At 69.1% G+C, this 24,844-nt stretch carries 23 protein-coding genes; 12 read left to right on the top strand and 11 right to left on the bottom strand.

The annotated features are described in order from the left end of the window. Positions 1-2: 2 nt before the first annotated feature. From ACI3KT_RS05440 to ACI3KT_RS05430, 3 genes are all read left to right on the top strand, one after another. Positions 3-722 carry a DUF2510 domain-containing protein gene (locus ACI3KT_RS05440; protein WP_404902959.1) on the top strand — a complete coding sequence of 240 codons (720 nt, stop codon included), beginning with the start codon at positions 3-5 and terminating at the stop codon, positions 720-722. A 246-nt stretch (positions 723-968) separates the two neighbouring features. Further along, the gene (locus ACI3KT_RS05435; protein ID WP_292907437.1) at positions 969-1,361 is read left to right on the top strand and encodes a hypothetical protein; all 393 of its coding nucleotides are present in this window, start codon (positions 969-971) and stop codon (positions 1,359-1,361) included. A gap of 11 nt (positions 1,362-1,372) precedes the next feature. After that, entirely contained in the window at positions 1,373-2,671 is a 1,299-nt protein-coding gene (locus ACI3KT_RS05430; protein ID WP_404902958.1) for a hypothetical protein, read from the top strand. 74 nt (positions 2,672-2,745) lie between these two features. On the opposite strand, the gene ACI3KT_RS05425 is transcribed toward ACI3KT_RS05430, so the two are convergent. Together ACI3KT_RS05425 and ACI3KT_RS05420 are read right to left on the bottom strand one after the other, a co-directional pair. After that, positions 2,746-3,786 carry a hypothetical protein gene (locus ACI3KT_RS05425; protein WP_404902957.1) on the bottom strand — a complete coding sequence of 347 codons (1,041 nt, stop codon included), beginning with the start codon at positions 3,784-3,786 and terminating at the stop codon, positions 2,746-2,748. Then, positions 3,783-4,655, bottom strand: coding sequence for a DUF1266 domain-containing protein (locus ACI3KT_RS05420; protein ID WP_404902956.1), 873 nt, complete (start codon positions 4,653-4,655; stop codon positions 3,783-3,785). Before ACI3KT_RS05420 ends, ACI3KT_RS05425 begins: the two co-directional genes overlap by 4 nt. Positions 4,656-4,780: 125 nt before the next feature. Here ACI3KT_RS05420 and ACI3KT_RS05415 point away from each other — a divergent pair, with 125 nt between their 5' ends. Continuing rightward, on the top strand, positions 4,781-5,449 hold the full coding sequence (locus tag ACI3KT_RS05415) for a TetR/AcrR family transcriptional regulator (RefSeq protein ID WP_307294069.1): 669 nt from the start codon (positions 4,781-4,783) through the stop codon (positions 5,447-5,449). Positions 5,450-5,621: 172 nt separating this feature from the next. On the opposite strand, the gene ACI3KT_RS05410 is transcribed toward ACI3KT_RS05415, so the two are convergent. From ACI3KT_RS05410 to ACI3KT_RS05400, 3 genes are all read right to left on the bottom strand, one after another. After that, a complete protein-coding gene (locus ACI3KT_RS05410) occupies positions 5,622-6,962 on the bottom strand; it encodes a uracil-xanthine permease family protein (RefSeq protein ID WP_404902955.1) in 1,341 nt (446 codons plus the stop codon). A 118-nt stretch (positions 6,963-7,080) separates the two neighbouring features. Next, entirely contained in the window at positions 7,081-7,944 is an 864-nt protein-coding gene (locus ACI3KT_RS05405) for a phosphoribosylaminoimidazolesuccinocarboxamide synthase (RefSeq protein ID WP_404902954.1), read from the bottom strand. A gap of 7 nt (positions 7,945-7,951) precedes the next feature. Next, positions 7,952-9,343: a hypothetical protein gene (locus tag ACI3KT_RS05400; protein WP_404902953.1), complete on the bottom strand. Its 1,392-nt coding sequence runs from the start codon at positions 9,341-9,343 to the stop codon at positions 7,952-7,954. A gap of 100 nt (positions 9,344-9,443) precedes the next feature. On the opposite strand from ACI3KT_RS05400, the gene ACI3KT_RS05395 reads away from it, so the two are divergent. The 5 genes from ACI3KT_RS05395 to ACI3KT_RS05375 all read left to right on the top strand — a co-directional run bounded on the left by ACI3KT_RS05395 (position 9,444) and on the right by ACI3KT_RS05375 (position 14,619). After that, the gene (locus ACI3KT_RS05395; protein ID WP_404902952.1) at positions 9,444-10,067 is read left to right on the top strand and encodes a PadR family transcriptional regulator; all 624 of its coding nucleotides are present in this window, start codon (positions 9,444-9,446) and stop codon (positions 10,065-10,067) included. Then, complete coding sequence (locus ACI3KT_RS05390; protein WP_292907454.1) at positions 10,064-11,605, top strand: DHA2 family efflux MFS transporter permease subunit; 1,542 nt, start codon at positions 10,064-10,066, stop codon at positions 11,603-11,605. Before ACI3KT_RS05395 ends, ACI3KT_RS05390 begins: the two co-directional genes overlap by 4 nt. Before the next feature lie 159 nt (positions 11,606-11,764). Beyond that, positions 11,765-12,295 (top strand): GNAT family N-acetyltransferase, encoded by a 531-nt coding sequence (locus ACI3KT_RS05385; RefSeq protein ID WP_307294077.1) that lies wholly within the window; start codon positions 11,765-11,767, stop codon positions 12,293-12,295. A gap of 129 nt (positions 12,296-12,424) precedes the next feature. After that, entirely contained in the window at positions 12,425-13,894 is a 1,470-nt protein-coding gene (locus tag ACI3KT_RS05380; RefSeq protein ID WP_307294078.1) for an amino acid ABC transporter substrate-binding protein/permease, read from the top strand. Next, positions 13,891-14,619 carry an amino acid ABC transporter ATP-binding protein gene (locus tag ACI3KT_RS05375; protein ID WP_292907460.1) on the top strand — a complete coding sequence of 243 codons (729 nt, stop codon included), beginning with the start codon at positions 13,891-13,893 and terminating at the stop codon, positions 14,617-14,619. Before ACI3KT_RS05380 ends, ACI3KT_RS05375 begins: the two co-directional genes overlap by 4 nt. A 132-nt stretch (positions 14,620-14,751) precedes the next feature. Here ACI3KT_RS05375 and purD read toward each other — a convergent pair whose 3' ends face one another. Both purD and ACI3KT_RS05365 read right to left on the bottom strand, forming a co-directional pair. Next, positions 14,752-16,029 (bottom strand): phosphoribosylamine--glycine ligase, encoded by a 1,278-nt coding sequence (gene purD / locus ACI3KT_RS05370; RefSeq protein WP_404902950.1) that lies wholly within the window; start codon positions 16,027-16,029, stop codon positions 14,752-14,754. A gap of 176 nt (positions 16,030-16,205) precedes the next feature. Further along, a complete protein-coding gene (locus ACI3KT_RS05365) occupies positions 16,206-16,883 on the bottom strand; it encodes an NUDIX hydrolase (protein WP_404902948.1) in 678 nt (225 codons plus the stop codon). 55 nt (positions 16,884-16,938) lie between these two features. Here ACI3KT_RS05365 and ACI3KT_RS05360 point away from each other — a divergent pair, with 55 nt between their 5' ends. After that, a complete protein-coding gene (locus tag ACI3KT_RS05360; RefSeq protein ID WP_404902946.1) occupies positions 16,939-17,310 on the top strand; it encodes a sterol carrier family protein in 372 nt (123 codons plus the stop codon). 33 nt (positions 17,311-17,343) lie between these two features. Here the strand turns inward: ACI3KT_RS05360 and ACI3KT_RS05355 are convergent, their stop codons facing one another. From ACI3KT_RS05355 to ACI3KT_RS05345, 3 genes are read right to left on the bottom strand one after another with little or no spacing between them, the layout of a single operon-like run. Beyond that, a complete protein-coding gene (locus ACI3KT_RS05355; RefSeq protein WP_404902945.1) occupies positions 17,344-18,129 on the bottom strand; it encodes a heme ABC transporter ATP-binding protein in 786 nt (261 codons plus the stop codon). Then, entirely contained in the window at positions 18,120-19,193 is a 1,074-nt protein-coding gene (locus tag ACI3KT_RS05350) for a FecCD family ABC transporter permease (protein WP_404902943.1), read from the bottom strand. The genes ACI3KT_RS05355 and ACI3KT_RS05350 overlap by 10 nt, the downstream gene beginning before the upstream one ends. Beyond that, on the bottom strand, positions 19,190-20,293 hold the full coding sequence (locus ACI3KT_RS05345) for a hemin ABC transporter substrate-binding protein (protein ID WP_404902941.1): 1,104 nt from the start codon (positions 20,291-20,293) through the stop codon (positions 19,190-19,192). The genes ACI3KT_RS05350 and ACI3KT_RS05345 overlap by 4 nt, the downstream gene beginning before the upstream one ends. Before the next feature lie 162 nt (positions 20,294-20,455). Between ACI3KT_RS05345 and ACI3KT_RS05340 the strand changes: the two genes are divergently transcribed. Both ACI3KT_RS05340 and ACI3KT_RS05335 read left to right on the top strand, forming a co-directional pair. Then, entirely contained in the window at positions 20,456-23,788 is a 3,333-nt protein-coding gene (locus ACI3KT_RS05340; RefSeq protein WP_404902940.1) for an HtaA domain-containing protein, read from the top strand. 124 nt (positions 23,789-23,912) lie between these two features. Beyond that, positions 23,913-24,227 (top strand): potassium transporter Trk, encoded by a 315-nt coding sequence (locus ACI3KT_RS05335; protein WP_404902939.1) that lies wholly within the window; start codon positions 23,913-23,915, stop codon positions 24,225-24,227. A gap of 6 nt (positions 24,228-24,233) precedes the next feature. Here ACI3KT_RS05335 and ACI3KT_RS05330 read toward each other — a convergent pair whose 3' ends face one another. Next, positions 24,234-24,839: a zinc-binding alcohol dehydrogenase gene (locus ACI3KT_RS05330; protein WP_307294093.1), complete on the bottom strand. Its 606-nt coding sequence runs from the start codon at positions 24,837-24,839 to the stop codon at positions 24,234-24,236. Between the last annotated feature and the right edge of the window lie 5 nt (positions 24,840-24,844).

Raw genomic sequence — 24,844 nt, 5'->3', positions numbered from 1 at the left:
TTATGCAGGCTGGGTGGTATGACGATGGTTCGGGTCGGCAGCGGTGGTGGGATGGGGAGCGGTGGACGGATGACTTCGCTCCCGCTCAGGGCGGTGCCCCTGCGTCGGCGGCTCCGGTGACGTCTGCGCCTGCTGCGGGCGGTTCTGTGTCGCCGGTTCTGGGGTTCGTGGGTCTGGGCCTGGCGGTGCTGGGTACGGTGCTTGCGTGCGTTCCTGCGGTGTTCGGCGTCGGGGTGGTCGTGCTGCTGGCTGGGTTCGTGGTGTCGTTGGTCGGGTTGTTCCGCAAGGGCGCGGTGAAGTGGCCGTCGATCGTCGGGATGATCGTCGCGGTCGTCGGCGGAGCCATCGGCACGGTCGTGCTCGTGGTCTCGCTGCTCGCGAACCTCGCCGGTCCGGTCGATCCGATCATCCCCACAGACACGCCATCCACGACCTCCACCGAATCGCCTACGACGGGAACGAGCGAGGAGCGGCCCTCACCCGAGGAGATCGCGGACGGATTCGCCGCCGGAGTGCGCGCCGGCGGCGTCACCGACTATGACGACATGCCGGACTTCTATCCTTGCGTCGGCCGGTTCCTCTACGACTCGGACCTTTCAGACGAGACACTTCAAGTCATCGCCGCTGGCGAGACGGTGACAGGATCCGAGCGTGAAGCGGTCATACAGGCTTCCTACGACGCGACGCTGACCTGTGATCCGAATGGCGAGGGCGTGAACTGAATGACCCCCAGAAAGCCGGCGTTCACGGGGTGTGAGCCGCGCCGATGTGCGTGGGGCTGACTTGAAGCGGTTCATTCGTCGGCCTGTGTGAGGGACGCAGCATGTGAGGAAACGGGCAACTGATGCTGCCCGACGGCGAGCGGTTGCTCGGTGTACGTGCGGTCCACATGGGGAGTCCTCCCCATGTGGACTGGTTGCTGCGATGGGTAGGATCGCCGTGCGTAGGTTTGTCGGAGGGGGAGCGCGATGATCATCATGCCGGTGCCGGATGGGTCGGTGGCGAAGCGGATGTTCCGGATGGATCGGGACATGGCCGAGCGTCAGGTGAAGCTGGTGGTGGACGCGTACAAGTCGTTGGCTGCGTCCAAGACCACGTTGCAAGCTGTCGCCGAGGGGCAGACCACGTCGGTCTGGACCGCGGACGGCAAGTCGGTGGAACTGGCCTCGATGTTGACGGCCCGCTATAACGCGACGTTGGCCTGGAGGCAGGCATTGGAGTCCCAGTTGGATCGCGCACGGGAGATCCTGCGCCTCGCGATCGACTCGACGACGCAGTTCGACGAGGAGACCCAGCAGCGTTACATCGCAATGCTCGACAGCGCCGACAAAGTGACAACCGACGGCGCGACCGCGGTCTGAGGGGGAACGTCATGGGACAGAACAAGGAACGCCTCGACCGGTTGCGTGCCAACCAATCGAATCCCGGCATCATCGGTATCCGGCTTGCGCAGTCGACTCAGCGCACCGTGGCCGCGGTGTCGGCGAACGATGCCTCATCGAGCGCGCTGAAGGCGGCTCGTACCGAGGGTTTCGAGGGTGACTACGGCGATGAGGCGGCATCCGCGCTGACCGAGCTGCACAAGCAGATCGACAAGTTCGCGGCGCATCAGGCGGCGTTGAGCAAGGCGATCGAGGCCGCGAATCAGGCGCTGCAGGCGGCGGCAGACGGCACGGGCGATCTTCCGGACTCCGGGCTGTCGTCGCAGCAGCAGAACACGATCGACATGGCCGCGCAGACGAACAGCCCGGTGCAGGTGTCACCCGGTGTGACGATGACCTCGGCCGAGGCGAAGCAGTACTACCTCGATCAGGCGGCGGCAGCGCAGGAGGAGGCGGCCGCGAAGGTGACGGCCGCCCTCGACGCGACGCTGCAGGACATCATGGACACGATCCCAGTATCGGACTACGACGAGCCCGAGCCCACGCCCGACCCCTCGGGGGACGACGGCACGGGGGGCAACCCGGGGGTCGACGACCCCGGGGTGAACGGCGGCGGCTCCGGCGGCGGCGTCACAGGCGGCGGCTCAGGATCGGGTGGTACGGGCGGCACCGGTGGCGGTGGCGGCGGTGGCACGATCGTGGGTCCGCCGCTCGTCCACTATCCGCCTCACGTCGACCCGCCCTATGTCGACCCGCCTTACGTGAAGGACCCCTGGTTCCCCGACACCGACGGCACCGACGACCCGCGCGTCGACGGCGGCACCGATGGCGTGGTTCCCGGCGGCGGCACTGGCGGTACGGTCGGCGTTCCCGGTGGCGGCACCGGTGGCGGAACCACAGGATCGGTCGGCGGTGGCCTGAGCGGCGTGCTCGGCGGAGCGTCTGGCGCCGCGGGGCTGGCCAACCGCCTCGGCGGCGGGGGCGGCCTGCTCGCCGGTGGCGGAGGCATGGTCGGCGGTGCTGGCGGAGTCGGATCGGCATCGGGCGCCGGAGCTTCCGGTGTCGTCGCCCAGCCCGGGGCGGCGAACGGCGGTCGTGGCGGAGCCATGGCGGGCGGCGGTATGGCCGGAGGCGGAGCCGGCGGACGCGGCGACAAGCGCAACCGTCGTCGCGGGCAGGATCTGATGGCGCTCGAGCTCGAGCCCGACGACGAGCTCGAGCCCGACATCGGCGCTGCGGGCGCGGCCGGGCGCTCGGCATCCGAGGGCCGCGAAGAACTCTCCTGGTAACCGCTCGCGATCGAGTCTTCGAGGAACACGGGCACGGACCTGACGCCCCTCCAGGAAGGTCCGCACCCGTGAGTCTATGAGCCGCCGAAACCGCTGAGGATCTCGCCGCCGAACAGCGAGAGCGCGGTGACGCCGGCCGAGAGCAGCAGCACTCCTGCTGTCGCGGCGATAGCCATGATCGAGACGCCGCTGCCGCCGAGGCGCTGTCCGCGCAGGCCCACTGCGACGCCCGCACGCGCAGCGAGAGCGCCTGCGCTGTCGTCGCGGTACAGCTCGGTCCGCACCGAGAAGCGGCGGTGGAACTCCTCGGCGAGCACGACCGCTGCCGCCATCGTCGCCGGCCGGTCGAAGCGCGTTCCTCCGGGGAGATATACGTACAGGCGGTCGGAGACGAGCTCGATCTCGGCACCCGATCCGAGATCGAGCACGCGCGCCATGAGGTCGGGCGTGAAGATGTACAGCGCATCCTGCTGGTAGCCCTCTGGCACGATCAGCCGGAACACGGTCGCGAACTCGCCTTCGAGTTCCATGCGGGCCGCGCCGCGTCCGAGGCCGAGCGTCGGGATGATGCTGCGACGACGATTCGCCAGCACGATGTGCGGCACGGACGAGGGCAGCGGCAACTCGATGAACGCGAACGGACGCTGGATCGTGGCGCTCTCCTGTCCGCGCGCGACCGAGCGATGAACGCCCAGCTCGAACGGCATCCGCTCGTCGTCGCAGGCGACGACTGCGCGCTCCTGCCCACGGGCCACGCGGGCGAACGGCGCACCGGGCCGCCGTGTGTTCTCGAGAAGGTCGGCGTAGGCCCAGCCGTTCCGCCAGGCGAACGCGGCCACCTTCACCCGGCGCGCGAGACTCACCGCGTACCAGACGAAGCTCACGGCGGCGAGCACCGTGTAACCGACCACGAACACGCCGAGGATCGGCGCCACGGCCAGGATGTCGCTGCGCCCGAGGAACCACAGACCCGCCAGCATGGCGGCGGCGAACAGCAGGACGGCGATGAGGATGACGAGGAAGCGCCGGTGCGGCGGAGTCCGGCAGATCCGCTCGTACGCGAGGATGTCGCCGAAGCCCGCTGCATGCCGCAGCGGCTCGAGATCTACCTTCACAGGCTCCATGACAGCGTCGCCCACGGGCCGTTGCGCTTCGCGGTGGCCGCGGCCTGGAAGTCGACGCATCCGTCGCCGAACTTCTCGAACGACTTCTCATCGACGTTGCCGTCGCTCCAGTGCATCACGCGGCCCGCGACGTAGCTGAGGCCGAAGTCCGCCCACGACGAGAAGGCGGGGCGGCCCTCGACGTTGATGCGGTGGATGATCTGGCGGGCCTCGGCCACGTTGCCGTGGCCGAGCGCGACGCCCCAGGTCGTCATGCCGACGGCCTGTCCGAGCGCGTATCCGTCGAGAGTCTTCACGAAGAGGTCGGGCGTCACGATGTCCTTGCCGACCCGCTTGCGGATCAGGCCCTCGGTGTACTCGATCGAGGTGACGAACGTGCGGGCGTCGCGCTTGTCGCCGCCCTCGGCGACGATCGCGTTCAGCCATTCCTTGGCTTTGGGAACGCGGCCGAGCTGCTCCGCGAGCTGCGCGCGGACGGCGAGGTAGAGCGACCACATCTCGCGGCGGCGGCGCACGGTGAGCAGGCGCTCGATGTTGTCGAGCCAGTCCTCGCGCGTGTGAACGCCCCACTGGTCGATGAGGACCTTCTTCTGACGGTCGCCGAGGAGCGACGCAGTCGGGTCGTTCCAGTGTCCCGACGGCAGGTTCACGATCTGGAGGAAGCCGAGAGCGATCTCGTTCGCCTCGGTGTCGGCGGTCGAGTGCTTCTCGTCGGCCTTCACCTTCGCCGCGGGCATGATCCAGACGACGAGGAAGAACACCACCACGACGCCCACGATGACCCACACCCACCACTGCGAGAGGAGCCACTCGATGATGGAGAAGACGTTGTTGAAGTCGACGCGAGCGGCGGGGCGCATGAGGGCTCCTGGAACTGGGGGACCCGGCGGATCCTCTTAGCTTGAATGGATGTTCAGTGAGTAATCTATACGGACGAAGCCCGTTCCGAGAAGACCGTCGTCCGCATCGCAGAGGAGGATGCCGCATGGCACGCTCCGATGAGCAGAACCGTCACGCGCGGGAGAAGGCACGCGAGAACATCCTTCAGGCGGCGATCGTCCTGTTCAGCGAGCGCGGTGTGGCCGGCGCCAGCATCGCAGAGATCACGAGCCGGGCCGGCGTCGCTCAGGGCCTGGTGAACTACCACTTCGGCGGCAAGGATCAGCTCGTCTCCGCCGTGATCGACCGCTGGTTCGAGACGGTGCTCTCGTTCGCGCGCGTCGACGGCGCACCCGACGAGGCTCTCGCCGCAGTGATCGACGGCGCGCTCATGGCCACCGCCTTCGCCGTGCCGCTGCAGCGCGCCGTGCTCGCCATGCAGCAGCAACCCGCGACGCATCGCCTGTTCGCCGAGTCCGAGCAGAGGCACGCCGCGGGCGTGACCGCCGCGGAGGACGCGGTCCGCGACCTGTTCCGCGCGCGGGGCGCTGCCGACCCGGCGCTCGAGGAGGTCATGCTCCGCAGCGTCCTCGAGGGCGTGTTCGTGAAGTTCGCCGTGTTCGGCGACACCTATCCGATCGAAGACGCCCGGCTCTGGGTGCATCGGCTGTACGGACTGCCTGAGCCGCAGCATCCGCTGCCGCTGCCCCTGCCGGCGCGCGAGGGCGAGCCGCGCCCACGGGCGTCGGGCACCGTCGTGTGTGCCCAGCCCTAGTCCCTCCCTTCTCCTTGCGGCTTCGTGTGGCACCCGGGGTCGGGCCGCGCGCGTGAATGCGGCGCGGGGTGCCACATGAAGCGAGAGAAGGGGAAGGGGAAGAAGGCCAGGGGTCCGCAGACGCCGAGATCCCGGATGCTGCGGCTGCGGCATCCGGGATCTCCGTCGTGACTCAGGCGGGGTCGCCGCCCAGCGGTCCGACCGCGGGGATGGGGCCGCCGTCGTCTGCACCGGTCTTGCGCCAGCGCGCGATCGCGTTGCCCAGGTGGTAGATCAGCAGCGCGGCGACCGTTCCCACCACGATCGCTCCGAGCTGGAAGTCGCCCCAGCCCATCGCGAAGCCGGCGATCGCGATCACGAACGACACCGCGACCGTGTACTGGTTCACCGGGCGCGAGAAGTCGACGCGGTTGTCGACCCAGATCTTGATGCCGATCACGCCGATGAGGCCGTAGAGCGCGGTCGTGACTCCGCCGAGGACGCCGGCGGGGATCGTGTTGAACACGAAGCCGACCTTGGGTGAGAAGGCGAGGAGGATCGCCACGATTCCGGCCACCCAGTAGGCCGCGGTCGAGTACACGCGGGTCGCCGCCATGACGCCGATGTTCTCGCCGTACGTCGTGGTGCCCGAACCGCCGAAGGCGCCGGCGATCGTCGTCGCGACGCCGTCGGCGACGAGCGCGCGACCGGTGCTCTTGTTGATCGCCGGGTCGTTGGTCATGGTGGCGACGCCGCGCACGTGCCCCACGTTCTCGGCGATCAGCACGAGTACGACGGGCAGGAACATCGGCACGAGCTTCCACGCCGCAGGGTCGGTCACGGCCGCGAGGTGGAACTGCGGCAGGCCGATCCACGCGACGTCTTCGATGCCGTCGAACGCGAGCTGTCCCGTGAGCGCCGCCACGATGTAGCCGACGATCACGCCGAGGAAGATCGAGATGCGGCCGAGGAAGCCGCGGAACAGCACGCTGAACAGGATGACGGCGATCAGGGTGACCGTCGCGAGCTCGGGCTGCAGCTTGAAGTTGTTCCACGCGGCGGGTGCGAGGTTGAAGCCGATCAGCGCGACGATGGAGCCCGCGACGACCGGCGGCATCAGGCGGTCGATCCAGCCCGTGCCGACCGCCTGCACGAGGAAGCCGATCGCGGCGAGCAGCACGCCCACCGCGGCGACGCCGACGAGAGCCTGCGTGATCTGCTCGGGAGTCTCCAGGGTGTTGCCGCCGTTGAGCGCCGTGATCGGCGCGAGGAAGGCGAACGACGAGCCCAGGTAGCTGGGCAGGCGGTTGCGGGTCAGCAGCAGGAACAGCAGCGTGCCGACGCCCGAGAAGAGCAGCGTCGTCGTCACGGGGAATCCGGTGATGATCGGAACGAGGAACGTCGCACCGAACATGGCGACGACGTGCTGCGCGCCGATCGCGATGGTCGCCGGCCAGCTCAGACGTTCTTCGGGGCGCACGACGGCGCCGGGTTCGACGGTGCGGCCGTCTCCGTGGATCTTCCACAGGGGCATGCGGGCTCCTCAGGATCGGGGGTGGGGGAGTGCTTCCGCCACACTACCGATTCCTGAGTGTTGCCTGGGTGCTCTTCTGCCTCCGCCGTGCGTCACTCGGAGAGCGCAGGCCGTCGGCTCAGGCTCCGAGTCGCTCGATCAGCTCGCGGTAGCGGGCGGAGGTGCGCTCCACGACGTCCTTCGGGAGGGCGGGCGGTTCGCCCTGCTTGTCCCAGTTCGCCGCGAGCCAGTCGCGCACGATCTGCTTGTCGAAGCTCGCCATCCGCTGGCTCGGGGTGGTCCCGGTCTCCCAGGCCGCGGCATCCCAGTAGCGCGAGGAGTCGCTCGTGAGCACCTCGTCGGCCAGTCGCAGCACACCCTCGGCATCCGTCCCGAACTCGAACTTGGTGTCCGCGAGGATCAGCCCGTTCGCCTCGGCGACTTCGGCAGCGCGTGCGTAGAGGGCCAGAGAGACGTCGCGCAACTCGGCGGCGCGCTCGGCGCCGACCAGCTCGGCGGTCTTCTCGAACGTGATGTTCTCGTCGTGCTCGCCCATCGGCGCCTTGTACGCAGGGGTGAACAGCGGCTCGGGAAGGCGATCGCCGTTGTTCAGGCCGGCGGGCAGCGGGATGCCGCAGACGGTTCCGCTCTCCTGGTACTCGATCCAGCCGGAGCCGGTGATGTAGCCGCGCACGACGCACTCGATCGGAAGCATCTCGAGGGACTGTGCGAGCATGGCGCGATCGGCGACGGATGCCGGCAGCTCACCTTCCGCGAGGTGGTTCGGCACGTCGGAGAGCTGAGCGAACCACCATCGGCTCAGTCGCGTCAGCAGGGCTCCTTTGTCGGGGATGCCGGGGGAGAGCACGACGTCGAACGCGCTCACCCGATCGGACGCCACCACGAGGATGCGCGTGTCCTCCGCGTCCTCGGAGGCGTACAGGTCGCGGACCTTGCCGGAGTAGACGTGCCGCCAGCCGGGGATGCTCAGTGCTTCGCTCACGGGATCATTATCCCGCGGCCGCGTCCCACAGTCGTACCAGCATGTCGGCGAACTCCTGCTCCTCGGCGTCGCGCTTCCCGCTGACTCTGTCGTCGAGGACGAGCGGGTCCGCCGCGGTGAACCACTCCACTGATCCGGCGGCGTTGATCCAGGTGTGCCAGCCGCGTTCGAGAAGCAGCGGCTTCATCGTGGTCGCGAAGGCGGAGATGGTGGCTTCATCGGAGTCGGCGAACTCGAACCGCGCCGTCGGTTCCTGGTCGTCTGCATCGGGTCGACTGATCTCGATCTTGTCGACGCCGGGCAGCGCGAGTGCGGCCCGGGCGATCGCGAGCGAATCCGCGAAGTCGGCGGGGCGATCGAAGACTCTGAAGTCCTGCGTCTCGGTGCGGATGCCGAACCCGCTCACGTCAGAGAACTCGGGGAGGTCGCCGACCGCTGCCAGCACGCTGTCGGCGTCTGCGGCCGTGGGGACGGTGACGTTGACGTAGTTCTCCGAGGCGTGGATCTCGGCGGACACCTCGAGATCGGCGATGGCCTCTGCGACGGAGCGCGCCGCCTGTGTGGCTCCATCGATCGTGGTCGCTCCGCCCTGGACGTCGACCACGAGATCGACGGGGAGCGGGATTCCGGCGAGGAACGCCTCAACGGCCGGGACGTCGTCTTCGCCGGCTGTCCGCACGGAGAGTTCAGCAGGGGTGACCTCGGCGCCGATCAGCGCGAAGCGCTCGAGGAGCAGCTGGAAGAGAGTGAGCGCGGGCGTGATCCGTGTCGCCTCGCCGTCCCAGGACTCGTCGTCGATCTCGAAACCGGCGGGAGTGCTGATGGCGTGAGCATTGGAGCGGCCGTCGGTGATGCCCAGTCTCTGCACTGCGGCGGCGGCCGCACCGTAGCCGTCGGCCAGTGCGTCCGGGCTGTCGACAGCGACCAGAACCTTCTCGTCGCTGTAGATCAGGCCGACCTCGACGAGCTGGACATGCGGCGTGGCGATGAGCTCGCGGGCGACCTCGATGTTCAGCACGCCGAAGTCGTCATCCTCGCCGACACCCACTGTCATGCCGCCGATCGTGACCGACGCGTTCCACGAGACGTTGGCGGAGTGCGTGCGCATGTACTCGGAGAAGGTCGCGGCCAGTCGGTCGACCTGCACGTCGGAGAGATCCGGGTCGGCGGTCACATGCGCGTCCACGCTTCCTGAGAAGGGCAGGTTGTTGTGTCCGCCCGCGTCGACCGAAGCGACCCCGTCGACGTCGGCGAAATCGCGTTCGAAGGCTTCCGCCGCGCTTGTGCCCGCGTCGACCGGTCCGCATCCGGTGAGCGCGAGCATGAGAGCGACCGCGACGGAGAGTGCGCCGGCGCGCATCGTGTGGCGGCGTCCGTCGCTGTTCACGTCGTTCGTCATCGTCGTCCCCCCGGATCCGCCGTCGTGCATCCGACCATACCCGGAGATGCACCGCCGCCCGGTGATATAGTCCATCTGGACTAACCGGAATGGACTACCGATGAAGGACGCCGTCGATCAGCTCACCCCGATGGGGGTGATGGTGCTCGCGTTGCTGCGCGAGGGCGACATGCACCCCTATGAGATGGTGCGGCTCATGCGCGCACGACGCGACGATCGGCTGCTGACGATCACGAACGGGACGCTCTATCACACTGTCGCGCGACTCCAGCGGGCAGGACTGCTCGACGAGGTCGGCGTCGACCGCGAGGGCAACCGTCCCGAGCGCACCACCTACACGCTGACCGACGCAGGGGTCGATGCCCTCGTCGGCTGGCTGCGGCGCGAACTGTCCCGCATCGACCATCCGTCCGACTTCCGCATCGCGCTCGCAGAGGCGCACAACCTCGAACGCGACGACGTGATCGAAAGCCTTCGCCTCCGTCGCAACGCCCTCGTCGACGCGCACGCGTCCCATCGCGACGGACTCGCAGGAGCGCGCACGAAGAAGGTGCCGGAACAGGTCCTCGTCGAGTTCGAGCGCCAGGAGGTGCTGCTCGAGGCCGAGCTGCGCTGGCTCGACTCGCTCCTCACCCGCCTCGACGCCGCCGCGTTCCCCTGGGGTCCGCGCGCGTTCGAGAACACCGACCGCTATCTCGCTCAGCGAAAGGCCGCCCAGCAATGACCGAATCCTCTTCCGCCGCGGAGCCGACGCGCGCCCCTTCGGGGCCGTCGACCGGCACATACTCCGTCGGGCACAAGCCTCGCAGCCCCTGGCCCGCCCTCTGGGCGCTGGTCATCGGCTTCTTCATGATCCTCGTCGACACCACGATCGTCTCGGTCGCGAATCCGGCCATCAAGGCCGCCCTCGACCCGTCGACGAACAACCTCGACAACGTCGTGTGGGTCACGAGCGCCTACCTGCTCGCGTATGCCGTACCGCTGCTCATCACCGGACGTCTCGGCGACCGGTTCGGCCCGAAGAACATCTACCTGATCGGGCTTGCGGTCTTCACTCTCGCCTCGCTGTGGTGCGGTCTGTCGACGACGCTCGAAGGCCTGATCGTCGCTCGTGCGGTGCAGGGTCTCGGCGCAGCCTTCATGACTCCGCAGACGATGGCCGTCATCACCCGCACGTTCCCCGCCGAGCGGCGCGGGGCCGCGATGGGGCTGTGGGGCGCGACCGCAGGCATGGCGACTCTCGTCGGTCCCCTCGTCGGCGGGCTGCTCGTCGACGGGCTCGGCTGGGAGTGGATCTTCTTCGTCAACCTTCCGGTCGGCGTCATCGGATTCGTCCTGGCGTGGATCTACGTGCCGAAGCTCGCGACACACCCGCATCGTTTCGACGTGCTCGGCGTCGTGCTCAGCGCTGTCGCCCTGTTCCTTCTCGTCTTCGGACTGCAGGAGGGCGAGAAGTTCGATTGGGGCGTCATCTGGGGCCCGATCTCGGTGTGGGGCCTCATCATCGCGGGTCTCGTCGTGCTCGCGCTGTTCATCGTGCAGCAGGCGCGCACGCGCAGTGAGGCCCTCGTGCCGCTCGGCCTGTTCCGCGACCGCAACTTCTCGGGCGCCAACGTCGCGATCGCCGCCGTCGGCTTCACTGTGACGAGCATGTCGCTGCCGCTGATGTTCTTCCTGCAGATCGCGCGCGGTCTCACCCCGACCGAAGCCGCCTTGCTCATGATCCCGATGGCGGTGCTCTCCGGCGCGCTCGCTCCGTTCGCGGGCAAGCTGCTCGACCGCATCGATCCGCGGATCATCCTGGTCCCCGGCCTGCTCAGCGTGGCGGGAGCGCTGGTCTGGTACTCGGCTCTGATCAACATGGACACGCCGATCTGGATGTTCCTGCTGCCGTCGGCCCTGATGGGCGTAGGGAACGCCGGCATGTGGGGTCCGCTCGCCACCACCGCGACCCGCAAGCTGCCGCCGCGTCAGGCCGGCGCCGGCGCGGGCATCTACAACACCACCCGCACGATCGGCTCGGTCATCGGCTCGGCGTCGATCGCCGCGTTCATGCAGGCGCGTCTCGAGGCGAACCTGCCCGGCCTGTCGGACGCCCCTGCCGGCATCGGCACGGGCGGCGCGCTGCCCCCGCAGGTCGCCGACGGGTTCTCCGCGGGCATGGCGCAGGCGATCGTGCTGCCGGCGTGCGTCATGGCCGTCGCACTCGTGGCCTCGCTGTTCCTCGGTCGGTACGATCCGGCCGACGCGCCGAAGGGCTGAATCCGCCGGCCGGGCGGCCGCGCGGCCGCCCGGCGCCGAGTGCACCGGTTGCTGTCGACCGCACGGCTCGTCGCCGCAATGCGCCCGTGCACTCGGCGACAGGCCGTGCGCTCGGCGGTCGTTTTGGCAGGACAAGAGGTCGTGTGATGTGCTCGGGTGATGACGATCGCGCTCATCCGTCCTACCGCCGACCTCTATGACAGCTGGGCCGCTGCTGTGGCCGAGTTCGGTGGCGGGCACATCGACGGTTCTGGTCTGCAGGCGCCGGTCATCCCCGGTCGGGTCACCCTCGACGAGCTCATCGAGAACGCGGCCCGGCTCGCCGACACGTCCGTGGCGCCGCCCGAAGACCGCGTGCACAACGACCTGTACTGGATCGTGGACGGCCGAGAGGTCGTGGGGTTCCTGTCGTTCCGGCACACGCTCAACGACTGGCTGCGCGAGGCAGGCGGCCACATCGGCTACGCCGTGCGCGCGTCGCGTCGCCGGCGCGGATACGCGTCGGCGGCCCTCGCGCTCGCGCTCGACCGTGCACGCGAGATCGGACTCGACCGCGTGTTCATCACCTGCGACGACGACAACATCGCTTCGGCGCGCACGATCGAGCGAGCGGGTGGTGTGCTGCAGGACGTCAGCGACCAGTCGGAGCGCGGCCACGCCCTGCTGCGCCGGTACTGGGTCACGTTGTAACGGCATCCGTCGCCCGGCATCTTCGCGTTCCGACGTCCGCTCGTCCTGCGGGTGAGCGGACGAGCGGCGGATAAGGTGGGTGGTCGACGGTCAAACGGTCGTCTGATCCGACCCCGAGGAGCATCCGTCGTGATCCGAAACCCCTCTTCCGCGATCGCGCATCTGCGCAGACTGGGCCGTGTCGCCGGCGCCGCGACCATCACCGCCTTCCTCGCTGCAGGCGCGATTCTCGGCGTCTCGTCGACCGCGACCGCCGCCGATGAGAAGTACATCATCGGCACCGACACGACCTTCGCCCCGTTCGAGTTCACGAACTCCGACGGCGAGCTGGTCGGCATCGACATGGACCTGCTCCACGCGATCGCCGAAGACCAGGGCTTCGAGGTCGAGATCCGCCAGCTCGGATTCGACGCGGCCGTGCAGGCGCTGCAGTCCAACCAGGTCGACGCCGTCATGGCGGGGATGTCGATCACCGACGAGCGCAAGAAGACCTTCGACTTCAGCGATCCGTACTTCACCAGCGGCATCCAGCTCGGCGTGCTCGATGCGAGCGACATCCAGTCGCTGGACGACCTCGACGGCAAGACCGTCGCGGTCAAGACGGGTACGCAGGGACAGACCTTCGCCGAGGAGAACCAGGAGAAGTACGGCTTCAAGGTCACCCCCTATCAGGACACGACCGACATGGTGGATGCCGTCAAAGCCGGCCAGGCCGTCGGCTACTTCGAGGATTTCCCGGTGCTGGCGTACGGCATTCAGCAGGGTTCGGGCTTCCGCCTCGTGGGCGACCCCGAGCTCGGCGGAGAGTACGGCTTCGCAGTCAACAAGGGCCAGAACCCCGAGCTCGTCGAGATGTTCAACGAGGGCCTCGCGAACCTGAAGGCCTCGGGCGACTACGACAAGATCGTCGACACCTACCTGAGCGGCGAGGCATCCGATCAGCCCACCGACATCATCTCGGTCGCCGTGAAGTACTGGCCGGCTCTCATGAACGGCCTGTGGCTGACGATCCTCGCGACGCTTGTCGCCCTCGTCGCCGCATTCGTGCTCGGCATCGTGTTCGGGTTCGGCCGGATCTCGGGCTTCTTCCTGTTCCGCTGGCTCGCCACCGCCTACGTCTACGTGTTCCGCGGCACGCCGATCCTGGTGCAGGCGTTCTTCGTGTTCTTCGCCATCCCGCAGCTGTTCCCCGGGCTCACGTTCAACCCCTTCGTCGCCGGCGCGATCACGCTGTCGCTCAACACCGGCGCCTACATGACCGAGATCATCCGCGGCGGCATCCAGGCGGTCGACCCCGGTCAGAACGAGGCGTCGCGCTCGCTCGGTCTCGGCCACTGGAAGACCATGCAGAAGGTCGTTCTCCCGCAGGCGTTCCGCATCATGATCCCGTCGTTCGTGAACCAGGGCATCATCACCCTGAAGGACACCTCGCTGATCAGCGTGATCGGACTCGCCGAGCTGACCTTCCAGTCGCGGCAGATCATCGCCTCGACCTACCTGTCGGCCCAGGTGCTGACGATCGTCGCCGTGATCTACTTCGTCGTGATCACGCTGCTGACGCTGCTCGCCAACCGTCTGGAGAGGAAGTTCAACGCATGAGCAAGATCGTCGTGAAGGACCTGCACAAGGCCTTCGGAGACAACGAGGTGCTCAAGGGCATCGATCTCGAGGTGGGCGACGGCGAGGTCGTGGCCGTGATCGGGCCCTCCGGTTCGGGAAAGTCCACGCTGCTGCGCTGCCTCAACAAGCTCGAGGAGCCCACGGCGGGTCACGTGATCGTCGACGGCGTGGACCTCACAGACAAGAGCGTCAAGCTCGACGAGGTGCGTCAGCGCATCGGCATGGTGTTCCAGCACTTCAACCTGTTCCCGCACATGACCGTGCTGGAGAACATCACGCTCGCCCCGATCGAGCTCGGACGGATGTCGAAAGCCGAGGCTCGCGAGCGCGCGATCTCGCTGCTCGACCGCGTCGGCCTGGCGGAGAAGGCGGATGCGAGGCCCGCATCCCTCTCCGGTGGCCAGAAGCAGCGTGTGGCGATCGCCCGCGCACTCGCGATGGACCCCGAGATCATGCTCTTCGACGAGGCGACCAGCGCACTCGACCCCGAGATGGTCGGCGAGGTGCTGCAGGTGATCCGCGATCTCGCGTCCGGCGGCATGACCATGGTGCTCGTGACCCACGAGATGGGCTTCGCCCGCGAGGTCTCGGGTCGCACGGTGTTCATGGACGGCGGAGTCGTGGTCGAGGAGGCCCCGCCTGCCGAGCTGTTCGGAGCTCCGAAGAACGAGCGCCTGAAGGACTTCCTCTCCAAGGTGCTCTGAGCGCGGCATCCGCTTCTCTGCGCATTCCGCGTCGACTTCCCGTGCACTCGCCGAGCGCTCGGGAAGTTCGCGTCGAGGGGCCGTGCACTCGACGACTTCGCGTGATCTCGACGCGCGCCGCGATGCGCGCCGCTACTCCGCGACGCGGGCGGCGATGTCGGTGCGGTAGTGGGATCCGTCGAGGGAGATCTTCGCGATCGCCTCGTACGCGCGGTCGCGGGCGGTGCGGAAGTCGGATGCCACGGCCACGACGTTCAAGACGCGGCCTCCCGTCGCGATGAGCGAGCCGCCGGGAGCGTCGGGTGAGGCCGTCGCCGCGTGCACGAGACGCACGCCCTCGACAGCAGCGGCGTCGGCGAGGCCCTCGATCGGGCGACCGGTCTGCGGAGCCTCGGGGTATCCCTCGCTCGCGAGCACCACGGTGATCGCGACATCGTCGCCGAAGACGGGCTCCGGCTGGTCCTCGAGGGTGCCGGATGCCGCGGCGAACAGCAGCTCCGACAGCGGGGTCACCAGGCGCGGCAGCACGATCTGCGTCTCGGGGTCGCCGAAGCGGGCGTTGAACTCGATCACCCGCACACCGGCGGGGGTGAGGATGAGGCCAGCGTAGAGCAGGCCGATGAACGGCGTGCCCTCGGCATCCAGCTGGCGGATGACGGGGAGCGCGACGTCGCGCGTGACCTCCTCGACGAAGGCCTTCTCGCTGCCGAACTGCTCGTCGAGCCAGGGCAGCGGAGAGTACGCGCCCATCCCGCCCGTGTTGGGGCCTTCGTCGCCGTTCAGTGCGCGCTTGAAGTCCTGCGCAGGGCTCAGGGCGCGCACGGTGTCGCCGTCGCTGAGGAAGAACAGCGAGACCTCGGGGCCGGAGAGGAATTCCTCGATCAGCACGGGGCCGGCAGGCAGATAGTGCTCTGCGTGGGCGAGGGCCTCGGCGCGGTCGGAGGTGACGATCACGCCCTTGCCCGCGGCCAGGCCGTCGGCCTTGACCACGTAGGGAGCGCCGAGCTCATCGAAGGCCTTCTCGACGTCGGCGATGCGGGCGGCGCGGACCGCGCGTCCGGTCGGCACGCCCGCGGCATCCATGATCCGCTTCGCGAACGACTTCGACCCTTCGAGCTGCGCCGCCGCTCTGCCCGGACCGAAGACCGGGATGCCGTGCGCGCGGAGCACGTCGGCGACCCCGGCGACCAGCGGCGCCTCGGGACCTACGACCACGAGATCGATCGCGTGCTCATTGGCGAAGGCGGTCACCGCCGCGCCGTCGAGCGGGTCGACCGAGACGGGCGTGGCATCCTGCGCGATCCCGGCGTTGCCGGGAGCGACGAAGATCTCGTGCGCCGTCTGCTCGGCCCGGAGGGCGAGGATGATGGCGTGCTCGCGGGCACCGGAACCGAGGACCAGGATCTTCACTCGTCCAGACTACCGAGGTCGCCGGGCGAGGTTTCGGCTGCCTCGCTTCGCGGCCCCCTGCCCGAAACAGGTCAACCGCACGAATGGAGGAAGGATGCGGAGGATTTCTCCTCTTTTGGCGCGGTTGACCTATTTTCATGTCGGCGCGGTTGACCTATTTTCGTGTCGGAGAGTAGTCAGACCGTGACGGGGCGCTCGACAGACCGGTCCCACGACCGCGTCCAGCCGGCCGCGTCGAAGATGCCGTCGAGCACCATCGCCGTGAAGCCCCACACGATCGTGCCGTCGACATCGAACGCGGGGCCCTTCCACGTGCGTCCCATGCGACTGATGGTCGAGGTGAAGCGGATGTTCGGATCGAGCAGCTGCGCGACGGGAACACGGAACACCTCGACGGTCTCGGCGTGATCGACCGCGACGACGCGCGAGGGCGACCGCCACCAGCCGAGCACGGGCGTCACCCGGTGGTTGCTGGCGGCCAGGGGCAACTCGGACAGGGTCGCGAGCACCTCGACTCCGGCCGGGTCGAGCCCGGTCTCCTCCTGGGCCTCGCGCAGCGCGGTGGCGACGGCATCCGAGTCCTGCTCCTCCCGTCGTCCGCCGGGGAACGACACCTGGCCAGGATGCGAGGAGAGCGTGGCCGCCCTGCGCTGCAGGAGCACGTCGAGATCGCCCGCGACGGTGAGCTCGTCGGTGCGCGCGGGGATGCTGTCGAGCTTGCCGAACAGCACGAGGACCGACGCCTCGTGCGCGCTGCCGACGACCGGCGGGAAGGGCGCGGCCCACCCGGAACTGCGCCGGGCTGCGGCGATCAGCTCGGCGCGGGCGCCGTGCAGGGTCTCTTTCGAAGTCATCGGCTCGAGCCTATGCCCGCTGCGGCCGGATCGGGCGGGTGCGTACGCTGGGATCATGCCTCCGAAGAAGATCGACATCATCGACGGGCGCACGGCTCTCGACGCGGTGCGCGCCGCGGATGCCGCGGGCGAGAAACCGCAGCGCACGTCACTGGCCACCGCCGTGCGGTACCTGCTGCAGCTGCTCGATGAGAAGGCGCCGGGAGGCACCGTCGAGGTGCGCGTGCCGCCGTTCGGAGCGGTGCAGGTCATCCAGGGGCCGCGCCACACCCGCGGCACCCCGCCGAACGTGGTCGAGATGGACGCGGCGACCTGGATCGCGGTCGCGACCGGGGTCGAGGATTGGGCGGATGCCGCGGCATCCGGCCGAGCCCACGCCTCCGGGACCCGCGCGGATCTCTCGGGAGTCCTGCCGCTGCGCCCCTGACGCCTGCGCCTCCGTGCGCGCGGACGCACCGCTTCAGCGCCGGGCGACCACGAGCGGCACCCCCGTGCCCGGGTGCGGGAACAAATCGACCGCCTGCCCGTAGACCTCTTCGATCCTTGCGGCGGTGAGCACTTCGGCCGGTGCTCCGGTCGCGGCGACTCGGCCATCGGCGAGGAGCGTCACCCGGTCGGCGTGAGCGAGCGCGGCATTCAGATCGTGCAGCACGATCGCCACCGCGGTGCCGGCGTCGGCCTGTGTGCGGATGAGGCGCATGACGTCTTCGTGATGCTTGAGATCGAGGGCGGCGCTCGGTTCGTCGAGCAGCAGGATGCCGGTGCGCTGTGCGAGCACGCGGGCGAGCGCCACCCGCGCCCGCTCCCCGCCGGACAGCGACGTCACCGCGCGATCGGCCAGCGGCAGCACCTCTGTCGCCGTCATCGCGGAGAACACGATCTCGTCGTCGTCGTCATCATCGCCCGCGGCGGTGTGCGCCCACGGTGCGCGTCCCATGCGCACGACCTGCGCGGCCGTGAACGGGAAGGTCACGGTGTTCTCCTGCAGCAGTACGGCTCTCCGTCGCGCGAGCTCCCGGGGGCGGATGCCGCCGATGGGAGCGCCGTCGAGTTCCACGACTCCCTCGGCGGGGGAGACATCGCCCGCCAGCACCCCGAACAGCGTCGACTTGCCGGCGCCGTTCGGGCCGACGAGCGCGTGGACTTCGCCCGCGCGGACCTCGATCGACACCCCGGCGAGGATCTCGCGGCCTTCGCCGACGCGCACGGTCACGCCTCGACCGGACAGGCGCACGCTCACGCCCATCCCCCCGAGCGCCGCCGCGTCCTGACGAGGAGCCAGAGGAAGAAAGGGCCCCCGACCAGGGCTGTGATCATGCCGATGGGCAGGTCGGCCAGCGGCACCGCGGTGCGGGCGAACAGGTCGGCGAGCGAGATCAGCAGAGCCCCGCCGAGCGCCGACGCGACAACGAGCGGAAGGTGGGCCGGGCCGATGATCATGCGCATGAGATGGGGGACGACGAGACCGGCGAAGCCGATGATGCCGGCGAACGACACGGCGGCGCACACGAGCACCGCGACGGTCACGATCACGACGATCCGGAGCGCCTCCACGTCGAGTCCGAGATGTCGGGCCGTGCGCTCGCCCAGAGCGAAGAGGTCGAGTCTCCGCGCGACGAGGAGCGCGACGAGCACACCGACCGCGACGAGCGGTGCGACCAGGGCGGCGTGCGACCACAGCGCTCCGTTCAGCGAACCCAGTTGCCAGAACACGATCTGCTCGCGGGTCGAGGTGGTGCCGAGGAACGTGAGGAACGCCATGCCCGCCCCGGCTATCGCGTTGATCGCGATGCCGGTCAGCAGCAGCGTGACGACTTCGGTCCGGCCGCCCGAGCGGCTGATGAAGTACACCGCGAGCACCGCCGCGAGGCCGCCGAGGAACGCGAACACCGGCGTGGTCCACATGCCGAACGCGGCGAGCCCGAGCGTGATGCTGGCTGCGGCGCCGAGGGCTGCGCCGGAGGAGACGCCGACGACGCCGGCATCCGCCAAGGGGTTGCCGAATATCGCCTGCATGAGAACGCCGGACACGGCGAGAGCCGCCCCGACGAGCAGGCCGAGCACGATCCGCGGCAGACGGATGCTGTAGATCACGCCGTAGTCCGCGGCGACATCCGGCGCCCAGGCGGTGTCGATCCCGATGCCGCGCAGGAGCACGCCGACGAGGCCTGTGGGTGAGAGCTGGTACTGGCCGTTCGTGATCGAGGCCGCGCAGGTGATCGCGAGCGCGACCACGAGTCCGACCACGACCAGCGCGAACCGCAGCCCGCGGTGCGTCGCGGGGATCGAGGTGACGACCTCGCCGGTCACTTCGACGGCTCGGGGGCGTAGAGAGCGCGGGCGAGTGCGAGCACGATGTCGGCCGAGCGCGGGCCGAAGCTGAGCACGGCCGTGTCCGCCATGTCGATCACTCGGCGGTTCGCGCCGGCCGGCGTCTCGGCCACAGCGGGTATCCGATCGATGAGGCCGTCGATACCGCCGACCGACTCCAGGCCGTCGGTCATCATGACGAGCACGTCCGGCTGCGCTGCGACGAGGGCCTCGGCGGTCATCGGCTTCATGCCCTCCCATCCGATCTCGCCGGCGACGTCGACCCCTCCGACGGCGTCGATCAGGGAGTCCGCCCCGGAGTCCGCGCCGAAGATGTAGTAGACGTTCGCGCTGCCGCGCACATAGAGGAACAGCATGCGCGCCCGGTCGCCCTCGTCGGAGGGGACGACCTCGGCGATCTCGGCGAGGGCCTGGTCGAGTCGAGCGTCGAGTCGCTCGATCAGTGCGCGTCCGCGGCTCGGGATGCCGAGAGCTGCTGCGATCTGCGCGACGAGCTGGTCGGTCGTGTCGAGTCGACGATCGCTGGAGATCACGACCACGGCGATTCCCGCGTCGCGCAGCTGCTGACGGACCTCTTTCGGCCCGATGGTCGTGTCGGTGAGGACCACGGTCGGAGCCAGCTCGATGATCGCCTCGGCGTTCAGGGTGTGGCCGGTCTTGGTGACGACGGGAAGGTCTTCCGTGCCTGCGAAGTCGGTGGATGAATCGCGTCCGACGACCTGGTCGCCGAGGCCCAGAGCGAACACCGTCGATGAGATGGTGCCCGAGATGTCGATCGGCAGGATGCGGTCGACATCGGTGACCTCGACCTCGCGCCCCTCGTCGTCGGTCACGGTCACGGGCAGCGTCGGCGCGGTGCTGTCATCGACCGGCTCGATCGCACTGCTCGGCAGGCAGGCCGTCGATTGCCCGGTGACCGCGCGCACGTCGCTCACCAGATCGAGGGAGCGGAGAGGGACGGATGCTGCCGCGCAGGCCTCGGGGACGTTCTGCGGCGCGGCCACCGGACCGGCGGTGCTGCAAGAGGTGAGGCCCGCCGCCAGAGCGACGGCGACGAAGACGACGAGAAGGCGACGCATTAGGCAAGGCTAACCTAAAAGTTGACGGAATCCGATGCGCCGGTCTACTGTCGGAAACGGTAGGACTTAGCTAAGCCTAACCAAACACTCCCCTTCGTCCGACTGTACAGCGGCACCGACGGCATGCGCTCACGTGCGCCCCGCGGGGTCCGGAGAGAATCCGTGAACGACACAGCCACAGCATCCTCGGCGAGCACGCGCACCCGTGCGATCCTCGCCACCCTGATAACGCTCTTCCTCCTCGTGACCGGGCTCTCGGTCGCCGTTCCCGCGCACGCGGCTGACGGCTCGGTATCCTCCTCTGTGACGTCGGCGGACGCATCGGGGCTCACAGTTCAGGTGCAGGCATCCGGGCTTCCGGCCGACGCGACCGGCGCTTACGCGGCGCTGATCGTCAAGGGCACAGAAGCCGGGCTCTCCGGCGGCGGTGGATACGCGGCGTTCGCGATCCCGTTCCCGACGGTGTCGGGCGGAGCGAGCTCGTTCACTCTGACCGCGCCGGCCGACAAGCTCGACCGCGCACAGGTGTACGAGGTCTTGATCTGGAAGCAGCACTCGAACCCCGACGCCACGACGATCTACGGGCGAGGCGACGTCGCGATCAGCGGCGGGCAGTGGGACTCCGTGTTCGGCACGTCGCCGGGAACCGATCCAGGGACCGACCCTGGAACTGATCCCGGGACTGATCCCGGCACCGACCCGGGCACCGATCCCGGCACCGACCCTGGCACGACGCCTCCCGCATCCGCATCGCTCTCGGTCTTCCTCTCCGACGGTGTCACGCCTGCGGCAGGGGCCGTGCTCACGGCCGGCGACCGGATCGTCGTGAAGGGCGCCGGTTACGACCCGACTGCGAACGTCGGCGGGCGCGGCGTTCCGATCCCGTCGACCCTGCCTCAGGGCACCTACGTCGTCTTCGGCAACTTCGCGGAGAACTGGCAGCCGTCCGCCGGTGCCGCATCCTCCACCCGCTCGGTCGGAACGCAGGTCTGGGCGCTCGCCGAAGGCGTGCTGGATCAGGTGCCGACGCAGTACCAGTCGGCGATCCGCGCGCAGTGGGTCGACATCGCCGCCGACGGCACGTTCCAGGCGACGCTGACCCTGAAGGACGCACCCGCGAAGCCGGGCTCATACGGCGTCTACACCTACGGCGCGGGCGGTGTCGTGAACGCCGACCAGGAGCGCAGCGTCGCAGTGAGCTACTCGACAGCACCGACGATCTCGGTCGCATCGGCCGTGTCTGCGGGCTCGGCCGGCATCACGGCGACCGTGACGGCCAAGAACTTCGGCGCGACCACCGGGGTCTACGCGGCGGTCATCGAGACCGGAACCGAGGCCCAGGTCACCGCGGGCGGTGGATTCGCCGCGATGCAATACGTCCGCGGCATCACCGGCGGCGCGTTCACGGTCGCCCTCGACGCGCCCGCCGCAGCACTGGACCGCACGAAGACCTACGAGGTCATCGTGTGGAAGCAGCACACCATGCCGGGCGCCGACACGATCCTCGCCCGGGCCGCCGTCGCGATCAGCGAGGCGGACTGGGACCTTGTCGCACCTCGACCTGACGCGCCCTCCGTCGCAGCCACCGTGAAGTCCGCGACGGCGAAGGACGGTCTCACGATCTCCGCCGCCGGAGCGCGGCTCGGAACGATCACGGGCGCCTATGTCGCCCTGATCGAGGCGGGCACCGAGGCCGAGGTCACCGATGGCGGCGGATTCGCCGCCATGCAGTACGTCCGCGGCATCACCGGCGGCGCGTTCACGGTCGACCTGACCGCGGCGGCCGAGACGCTCGACCGCACGAAGGCCTACGAGGTCATCGTGTGGAAGCAGCACACCATGCCGGGCGCCGACACGATCCTCGCCCGGGCCGCCGTGACCATCACGCCGCAGCAGTGGGACATCCTGAAGCCCGGACCGGAGGTCCCCGTCGATCCGGGCACGCCGACGTCCCCCGTCGCCACGGTCCCCGGCGGTTCTCTGCGCTGGGCGGTGTCGACCTCGTTCGTCGACTACATCACCGGCCCGATCGCGCAGGGCGCCATCGACGTGTCAGGCGGCGCGACACGATCGAACGGCCAGTTCCAGTTCGGTCAGGCCGCGGGCAGCACGTTCGATGCCGCAACCGGCCTCGGCACGGTGTCCTACGTCGGCGCTGTGCGCTTCACCGGACACCACGGGGTGCTGGACGTCACGATCTCGAGCCCGCAGATCCGCATCGGCACTGCCGACACCGCCACGCTGTTCGTGACGAACGGCGGCAGCCAGGTCGCCTTCGCGACTCTCGACCTGTCGCGGGCCGCGAAGATCACGGCGAACGGAGCGGTCACGTACTCACAGGCGCCCGCAACGCTCACGAGTGCCGGGCGCGATCAGGTGCTGCAGGGCTACTCCACCGCGCTGAGTCCGGTGAGCTTCACCGTCGGCGCCGCGGCAGCCGCGCCTGCAGGCTCCACGGGCACGGTGGCGGCGGCATCCGTCGTCAAGAAGAAGCCGATCCCGACATCCGCTCCCTCCTCGTCGGGCATCGAGATCGACGAGGCGGCGCTCGCCGCTCTCCAGGCCGGCGGCACAGCGACGATCACGGCGTCCGGATTCCAGCCCAACGAGAAGGACATCGCAGTCGTCGTGTACTCCACGCCCGTTCTGCTCGGCACGGTGACCGCGGATGCCGCAGGCGCCGCCAGCTGGACAGGCTCTCTGCCGGCGACCCTCGAGAACGGCGAGCACACGCTGACGCTGCAGGGCTCGGTCGATCGCGGACTCGCGTTCACACTCACCCGCGGGCAGACCGCGATCGGAGCGTGTTCGATCGAAGGCGCCACTCTGAGCTGGGGCTTCAAGGAGTCGTTCCGCACCTACATCGAGGGCATCGCGCACGGCGGTTGGACGCTGACCGACGTCGCGTACGAATACCCCGATTTCGTCTGGAGCGGCGGCAGCGGCTCGCTCGACGATGAGACCCGTGCGGGTCTGGTGACCTACGGCGGCGCCATCGCGTTCACGGGTCACGACGGAGCTCTCGACACGACCGTGTCGAACTTCCGCATCGAGCTGGCGGGCGAGACGGGCTACATCGTGGTCGACGTCAGCGGCACGACGCAGGCGGGCGAGAGCATCGATCAGAAGGACGTCCGCTTCGCAGAGTTCGCGCTGCCCGAGGCGGCCGACGGTGCGATCACGGTCGACGCGGCTGCGGCCACGCTGACCGATGCCGGAGCGGCAGCCTTTGGAACCTACGCCGCGGGCGAGCAGCTCGACCCGGTGAGCGCGGTGATCCCGGTCGGGGCGGAGTGCGGCGTGGCCGCCGCCTCGGACGAAGAGGAGACGGACGCTGCGACGGCACTCAGCGCGGTCACCGAGATCGCGTCTCACGAGGGTGCACCGGTGTGGCCGTGGATCGGCGGCGGGGTCGTGCTCGTGCTGCTCCTCGTCGGCGGCGGCGTGCTGATCGCACGTCGGAGGGTCGAGGTCGCCGAGGTCGCGGAGGGCTGAGCTCGACCGCCTCACCCGGAGGGGCGCTGCAGGGCCGGATCGGGGGGCTTCGGCCCTGCAGGTGTGCGCCCGCGGCGACCTGCAGGGCGGTGCGCCCCACAGGCAACGGTGGGAGAATGGACGCATGGCCCCCTCAGACTCCGCTCAGATCGCCTCCGCGACAGTGCGCAAGGTTCCGCGTTACGGCGTCTTCATGGGCATCGGCGTCGTGGTCGGCGTGATCGTCGCAGGCGTCCTCACGTTCGCTGGCAGCTTCGAGCCCTCAGAGGCGCTGAACGTCGTCTACCCCGCAGGCCAGGTCTTCGGATTCCTCCTGCTGTGGACGGCGCCGATCGGCCTCGCCCTCGGCGGTGTCGCCGGACTCATCGCCGAGCGCTTCGCGCGGCGCAAGGACCACGTCGTGCGGGTTCAGCGCGAGACGATCATCGAGAGCGACTGACCGCTCTCACGCCAGCTCGCCGATGATGGGGCGGATCGCCCCGTCGAACGCGACGATGTCGCGACGCAGCCCGTCGGTCACTGCGACGGTGAGCGCTCCGATCCACCAGATCCCCCGCTGCGAGAACGGCAGCACCTGCACGTTCAGCTCGAAGGAATGCGCGCGGCGGCCGACTTCGCGTTCGAACTCGGCGATCGCACTGGCGTACGCGCGGTAGGAGTCGCCGCCGGTGTGGCTCTTGACCGAGGACACGTAGCGATCGTGAGCGGCCCGTGCGTACTGCAGAGAGGATGCCGCATGCGGCGCGATCGCGGCGGTGAGCTCCGCTGCGCCCGACGCCGGCAGTGCGACGAGGGTGTCGAATCCGTCGACGAGTTCGAGCGGCACACCGGAGGGGTGGGCGCGCGGTTCCACCGTCATGTCCCAGTAGTCGAGCCACTGGCTCTCGATCTCCGGAGTCGCTTCGATCGCGTCATGCGCTCTGACCGGCAGATCGCGCAGGCTCGGAAGGTCTGCGGGCACGCGGATGCCGAGCGCCTGCCGCAGCGCGAGCGCGACGAGCACCGGAACGCCCGCGTCTTCGCGGATCAGCCACTGCGGCTTCTCAGACATGTGCC

Source organism: Microbacterium sp. ZW T6_19 (genome assembly GCF_044987465.1).
GTDB lineage: Bacteria > Actinomycetota > Actinomycetes > Actinomycetales > Microbacteriaceae > Microbacterium > Microbacterium natoriense_A.
Note: the sequence above shows the minus strand (reverse complement) of the source record. Positions and strands in the feature narration are given on the sequence as shown.

Bases quoted from the DNA above. Each gene is read 5' to 3' on its own strand.
- ACI3KT_RS05440 (WP_404902959.1), top strand. From the start codon at position 3: ATGCAGGCTGGGTGGTATGACGATGGTTCGGGTCGGCAGCGGTGGTGG.
- ACI3KT_RS05435 (WP_292907437.1), top strand. From the start codon at position 969: ATGATCATCATGCCGGTGCCGGATGGGTCGGTGGCGAAGCGGATGTTC.
- ACI3KT_RS05430 (WP_404902958.1), top strand. From the start codon at position 1,373: ATGGGACAGAACAAGGAACGCCTCGACCGGTTGCGTGCCAACCAATCG.
- ACI3KT_RS05420 (WP_404902956.1), bottom strand. From the start codon at position 4,655: ATGCGCCCCGCCGCTCGCGTCGACTTCAACAACGTCTTCTCCATCATC.
- ACI3KT_RS05415 (WP_307294069.1), top strand. From the start codon at position 4,781: ATGGCACGCTCCGATGAGCAGAACCGTCACGCGCGGGAGAAGGCACGC.
- ACI3KT_RS05410 (WP_404902955.1), bottom strand. From the start codon at position 6,962: ATGCCCCTGTGGAAGATCCACGGAGACGGCCGCACCGTCGAACCCGGC.
- ACI3KT_RS05400 (WP_404902953.1), bottom strand. From the start codon at position 9,343: ATGACGAACGACGTGAACAGCGACGGACGCCGCCACACGATGCGCGCC.
- ACI3KT_RS05395 (WP_404902952.1), top strand. From the start codon at position 9,444: ATGAAGGACGCCGTCGATCAGCTCACCCCGATGGGGGTGATGGTGCTC.
- ACI3KT_RS05390 (WP_292907454.1), top strand. From the start codon at position 10,064: ATGACCGAATCCTCTTCCGCCGCGGAGCCGACGCGCGCCCCTTCGGGG.
- ACI3KT_RS05385 (WP_307294077.1), top strand. From the start codon at position 11,765: ATGACGATCGCGCTCATCCGTCCTACCGCCGACCTCTATGACAGCTGG.
- ACI3KT_RS05375 (WP_292907460.1), top strand. From the start codon at position 13,891: ATGAGCAAGATCGTCGTGAAGGACCTGCACAAGGCCTTCGGAGACAAC.
- ACI3KT_RS05365 (WP_404902948.1), bottom strand. From the start codon at position 16,883: ATGACTTCGAAAGAGACCCTGCACGGCGCCCGCGCCGAGCTGATCGCC.
- ACI3KT_RS05360 (WP_404902946.1), top strand. From the start codon at position 16,939: ATGCCTCCGAAGAAGATCGACATCATCGACGGGCGCACGGCTCTCGAC.
- ACI3KT_RS05355 (WP_404902945.1), bottom strand. From the start codon at position 18,129: ATGGGCGTGAGCGTGCGCCTGTCCGGTCGAGGCGTGACCGTGCGCGTC.
- ACI3KT_RS05345 (WP_404902941.1), bottom strand. From the start codon at position 20,293: ATGCGTCGCCTTCTCGTCGTCTTCGTCGCCGTCGCTCTGGCGGCGGGC.
- ACI3KT_RS05335 (WP_404902939.1), top strand. From the start codon at position 23,913: ATGGCCCCCTCAGACTCCGCTCAGATCGCCTCCGCGACAGTGCGCAAG.
- ACI3KT_RS05330 (WP_307294093.1), bottom strand. From the start codon at position 24,839: ATGTCTGAGAAGCCGCAGTGGCTGATCCGCGAAGACGCGGGCGTTCCG.